The organism is uncultured Peptoniphilus sp., from assembly GCF_946998875.1.
Lineage (GTDB): Bacteria > Bacillota > Clostridia > Tissierellales > Peptoniphilaceae > Peptoniphilus_A.
The window spans coordinates 1-5,392 of the sequence record NZ_CAMQAY010000040.1 but is presented as its reverse complement, the minus strand read 5'-3'; the positions used below and the strand labels follow the sequence as shown (position 1 = coordinate 5,392).

The 5,392-nt window shown below is 33.5% G+C and carries 8 protein-coding genes; all 8 read left to right on the top strand.

Annotated elements, in window-relative coordinates:
• Window positions 1-638, top strand: a 638-nt coding sequence (locus tag Q0U74_RS07480) for a PhoH family protein (RefSeq protein WP_297393795.1), incomplete at its 5' end; no start/stop codon positions are given.
• On the top strand, window positions 638-1,084 hold the full coding sequence (gene ybeY / locus Q0U74_RS07475; protein WP_297393793.1) for an rRNA maturation RNase YbeY: 447 nt from the start codon (window positions 638-640) through the stop codon (window positions 1,082-1,084). The genes Q0U74_RS07480 and ybeY, both read left to right, overlap by 1 nt.
• 4 nt (window positions 1,085-1,088) lie before the next feature.
• Complete coding sequence (locus Q0U74_RS07470; protein ID WP_288158681.1) at window positions 1,089-1,796, top strand: diacylglycerol kinase; 708 nt, start codon at window positions 1,089-1,091, stop codon at window positions 1,794-1,796.
• Entirely contained in the window at window positions 1,797-2,210 is a 414-nt protein-coding gene (gene cdd / locus Q0U74_RS07465) for a cytidine deaminase (RefSeq protein WP_297393789.1), read from the top strand.
• Window positions 2,197-3,102: a GTPase Era gene (gene era / locus Q0U74_RS07460; RefSeq protein WP_297393787.1), complete on the top strand. Its 906-nt coding sequence runs from the start codon at window positions 2,197-2,199 to the stop codon at window positions 3,100-3,102. The genes cdd and era overlap by 14 nt, the downstream gene beginning before the upstream one ends.
• The gene (gene recO / locus Q0U74_RS07455) at window positions 3,086-3,799 is read left to right on the top strand and encodes a DNA repair protein RecO (protein WP_297393786.1); all 714 of its coding nucleotides are present in this window, start codon (window positions 3,086-3,088) and stop codon (window positions 3,797-3,799) included. The genes era and recO overlap by 17 nt, the downstream gene beginning before the upstream one ends.
• Before the next feature lie 10 nt (window positions 3,800-3,809).
• Entirely contained in the window at window positions 3,810-4,694 is an 885-nt protein-coding gene (locus tag Q0U74_RS07450) for a glycine--tRNA ligase subunit alpha (protein WP_019124705.1), read from the top strand.
• Window positions 4,687-5,392 (top strand): glycine--tRNA ligase subunit beta (locus tag Q0U74_RS07445; RefSeq protein ID WP_297393784.1); only part of this gene is annotated, 706 nt, incomplete at its 3' end. The genes Q0U74_RS07450 and Q0U74_RS07445, both read left to right, overlap by 8 nt.

The following is a 5,392-nucleotide window of genomic DNA, read 5'->3' as shown; positions in this document are numbered from 1 at the left end:
ACAATAACGACATAGTATTTGGAATTGGTCCTGCAGGTACTGGTAAAACTTATCTTGCCATGGCAGCAGCAGTTCGCGCCTTTAAGTCAAAGGAAGTCAATAGAATAATCTTAACAAGACCTGCTGTTGAAGCTGGAGAAAATTTAGGATTTTTGCCAGGAGATTTGCAAAATAAAGTTGACCCATATTTGAGACCACTTTATGATGCTCTCTTTGAAATACTTGGACACGATACCTACAACAATTTATTTGAAAAGGGATTAATTGAAGTTGCTCCTCTTGCTTATATGAGAGGTAGGACTCTTGACTCTGCCTTTGTAATTCTTGACGAAGCACAAAATACAACTAACGAGCAGATGAAGATGTTTTTGACTCGTCTTGGTTACGGATCTAAGGCAATAATAACAGGGGATGTCACTCAAATAGACCTTCCTCGTGGCAAACAATCAGGACTTAAAACTGTACTAAGAATTCTTGCTGGAGTCAAGGGAATAGGAATAACTTATTTAAATAAAAATGATATTGTAAGACATCCTCTAGTTCAAAGAATTATTGATGCCTACGAAAAATACGAAAAGACTAATGAAAAGGCAGCGGAAGTAATAAAGGCTAAAAAGTCAAAAAGTTGGGAAAATTAATGGAAATTTATTACGACGACAGACAAGATGATATAAAAATTACTGATGAAATAAAAAATTTAATAAAAAAATCCATTGCTGCAGTCTTAAAGGTTGAAGGACTTGATGAAAATGTTGAAGTTTCAGTTTCCTTTGTTGGCGATGAGGAGATTAGAGACTTAAATAGAGACTACAGGGGAGTGGACAAAAGCACAGATGTCCTATCTTTTCCCATGGATGATGAATTTATTATAGTGAGCAGGATTCTCGGAGATGTTATAATAAATACAAGAAGAGTCATGGAGCAAGCAGAAGAACTTGGACACTCTAATGAGAGAGAACTATCTTATTTGACAGTTCACAGCATCCTTCATCTTTTAGGTTACGACCACATGGAAGATGAGGACAAAAAAGAAATGAGAGAGAGAGAAAAGCTTGCAATGAAGGAGCTTTCTATATACAGGTGATTTTATGAAAAAAGGACGATTTATATCTTCATTTAATTATGCAGTCCAAGGGATAATTTCTGTCTTAAAGACAGAGAGAAACATGAAATTTCACTACCTTGCAGCTCTTGGAATAATTATTTTATCTCTTTTTTTTGACATTTCATCTACAGAATTTTTGTTGATGCTCTTTGCCATAACTCTTGTGGTTTTTGCAGAGATGATTAATACAGCAATAGAAAGGACAATTGACTTAGTTGTTCAAGAATACAATCCAATAGCAAAATATGTTAAGGATGTATCAGCTGGAGCAGTTTTAATTACTGCATTAAATGCGATAGTAGTTGCCTACTTAGTTTTTTACGACAAATTTGCATCCTTTGGAGACTTACTCTTATTTAAGATAAAAAATATGCCAAATCACTTGGCCTTTGTGTCACTACTTATAATAATTATAGCTACAGTTGGGGCAAAACTTTTAATGGCAAAAAAAAGTGGAGGTACATATTTTCAAGGTGGAGGGCTTAGCGGTCACTCTGCAATATCTTTTTGTGCAGCAACAATTATAACTATGATAGCAGAAAATTCCCTTGTGACACTTTGCTCCTTTGGACTTGCCTTTTTAGTTGCAGAAAGTCGTGTGGAAGGAAAAATCCACAAGGTCTCTGAAGTTGTTGTGGGGGCAATACTTGGAGTATGTGTTGCCATATTTGTATTTAAGGTTGTTGGTTAAATGGAATATAGTAAATTAATTGAACTTGCAATAAAGGCAAGAGACAATATGACATATACGCCTTACTCACATTTTAATGTGGGCTGTGCAGTGGAGATGGAAGATGGGTCAGTTTATTCTGGTGGCAATATAGAAATAGCATCTTATTCTCCTACAAATTGTGCAGAGAGGACAGCCATCTTTAAGGCTGTATCTGAAGGCAAGAGAGAAATTAAAAAAATTGCCATAGTTGGGGACAGTGATTACACTTTTCCCTGTGGAGTCTGCAGACAAGTTATTCGTGAATTTTCAAAAAATCCTGAAATAATAATTGCAAATTCTACTGAAGATTATAAAATTTATGGAATGGAGGAAATTTTACCTCATTCTTTTGGTCCAGAGGACCTAATGGGAGATGAAAATGACGGAAAATAATTTTAAATCGGGTTATGTATCTGTAGTTGGGAGACCTAATGTTGGTAAATCTACTTTATTAAATGCAATAATTGGTGAAAAGATTTCAGCAATATCTTCAAAACCACAGACAACAAGACAAAATATTACTTTTATTCACACTGATGATGATTCACAAATCATATTTTTAGACACGCCAGGCATTCAAAGACCAAAAAATAAACTTGGCGAATTTATGCTAACTGAATCAAAGGAAAGTATTGATGAAGCTGATGTGATAACTTACATCGTTGACACATCAAAGAAAATTGGAAAAGCTGAAAGGTCAATTATTGATATTTTAAAGGAATATCATGGTAGAATTCCAATAATTTTACTTATAAATAAGGTTGACACTATAAAAAAAGATGAACTTCTTGAAATAATTTCCATGTATTCCAAGGAAGAAATTTTTAATGAAATTATTCCAATTTCTGCCATGAAAAATGATGGCGTGGATATTTATTTAAAGACTCTAAAGAAATACTTAAAGCCAGGTCCAATGTACTATCCAGAGGACATGATTACAGATAAAAATGAAAGATTTATTGTAGCAGAAATTATTAGAGAAAAGGGTCTTAGATATTTAAACGAAGAAGTTCCTCATGGACTTGCCATTTCAATTGAAAAATTCAAAAAGAGAGAAGACAAAAACATCTACGACATAGAGGCAAATATTTATGTAGAAAGGGATTCTCACAAGGGAATTTTAATTGGCAAAGGCGGTTCAATGCTAAAGAGGATTGGCACTGAAGCAAGAGAAGATGCTGAAAGACTGTTAGATGCCAAGGTAAACTTACAAGTTTGGGTAAAAGTTGAAAAAAATTGGAGAGAAAGAGACAATTTGGTAAAGAGATTTGGCTACGACAAATAATTATACCTTGGGTATTGTCTTAAATGAAATGGAATTTGGCGAAAGCTCAAAAATTATTAGAGTATTTACTAGAAATTATGGAAAAATTTCCATTATGGTAAAGGGAGCCATGACGCCAAGGTCCAAAAATTTAAGCGTCTCACAAGTTTTTGGCTTAAATGAATATCTTTTAAAAAAGGGACAAAACTTTTATTATATTGGCGATGCAAAAATTGTAGAATCAAACTTTAAAATTAGAGAAAGTTATGACAATTTAATTTACGCATCACTTCTCCTTGAGATTTTAGAAAAATCCTCACTTGGAGGAGAGGCAAATAAAAAAGTTTTTGACCTCATGAGAAAGTCTCTAAGCTTTTTTAACTCAAGCAAGGACCCTATTTCCCTAGCACTTGCCTTTGAGCTTAAGTATCTTTCCTTTATAGGTTACAGACCAAAGCTTGAAGCCAAAGAAAAAGCTTACTTTTCCATAAGAGAGGGAATAATTGACTTTCAAGATCCCTATTCTTTTTCTCTATCGAGAAGAGACTTACTTTACTTAAATAAAATTCTCTATGGCAAGCTTGAAGAGTTAGAAAATATTGAAGAAATCAAAGAACTTGATGTAAATAGAAAAAAATATTTGCACAATATTATTTTAAAATATATAAAATACAATTTAGATATAAGCAGTTTTAAGTCAGATAAGCTGTTTAATTAAGGAGGAAAAAATGTATTTCCAAGATTTAATTATGACATTGGAAAATTATTGGAAGGAAAAGGGAGCAATTATAATGCAACCTTACGACACTGAAAAGGGTGCAGGAACTATGAATCCAAACACTTTCTTAAGATCCCTTGGTCCTGAAGAGTGGAAGGTTGTTTATGTTGAACCTTCAAGAAGACCTGCCGATGGTAGATATGGTGAAAACCCAAACAGACTTTACCAACATCACCAATTGCAAGTTATTTTGAAACCATCTCCAGAAGATGTGCAACAATTATACCTAGATTCACTTTTTGCAATAGGAATTGACCCAAAGAAACACGACATTAGGTTTGTAGAAGACAACTGGGAATCTCCTACACTTGGTGCATGGGGACTTGGTTGGGAAGTTTGGCTTGATGGAATGGAAGTTACACAATTTACCTACTTCCAGCAAGTTGGCGGCGTTAACTTAGACCTTGAAAGTGCAGAGCTTACTTATGGACTTGAAAGAATTGCTATGTATCTTCAAAATGTTGAATCTGTTTACGATATTCAATACAACGAAAATATAACTTATGGCGAAGTATTTAAGAAAAATGAATACGAACATTCAAAATATGCCTTTGAACTTGCCGATGTAGATATGCTTAGAAAATTATTTGATATGTATGAAGCTGAAGCTAATAGAGTCATAGAAGATGGCATAGTAATCGATGCCTACGACTACACATTAAAATGTTCTCATGCCTTTAACTTATTAGATGCAAGAGGAGCTCTTTCTGTTTCTGAAAGAACAAGTTATATTCAAAGGGTTAGAAATCTTGCAAGAGTAGTGGCAAAGACACATTTAAAACATAGAGAAGAAATGAACTATCCCCTTATCAATAGAGGTGAAATAAATGAATAATTATTTACTTGAAATCGGTGTGGAAGAGTTGCCTTCAAGATTTGTCAACATGGCAATTGAACAACTTAATGAAAAATCTAAAAAATTATTGACTGAAAATGAAATTGGTTTTGAAACTGTGAAAGTTTATGCAACTCCAAGAAGACTTAGCCTAATTGTTGAAGGTCTTGACGAAAAACAAAAGGACATTCAAAAGGAAGTTAAGGGACCTTCTCTAAAGATTGCCTACGATGATGACAAAAAACCAACAAAACCTCTTTTAGGTTTTATGAAGTCACAAAATATTAGTGAAGATGACTTAATAATAAAAGAATTAAAGGGAACTGATTATGTTTTTGCAAATATTTCTTCAATAGGCAGAAAATCATCTGAAATTTTAGCAGAAATTATGCCTTCACTTATTAAGGACATTAATTTCCCTAAAAATATGCGTTGGGGCGGCAAAAACATTAGATTTGCCAGACCTATTAGATGGGTAGTGTCACTTTTAAATGACCAAGTAGTTGAATTTGACTTTGAAGGTATTCCTGTTGGAAATAAAACTAAAGGCCACAGATTTTTAGGTTCTTCAGAAATTATTATTGACGAAGTTAACAATTATGAAAAATTGCTTGAAGAAAATTATGTAATTTTAGACCAAAATAAGAGACGTGACATTATTAAATACGAATCAACAAAAATTGCAAAAGCTCTTGGTG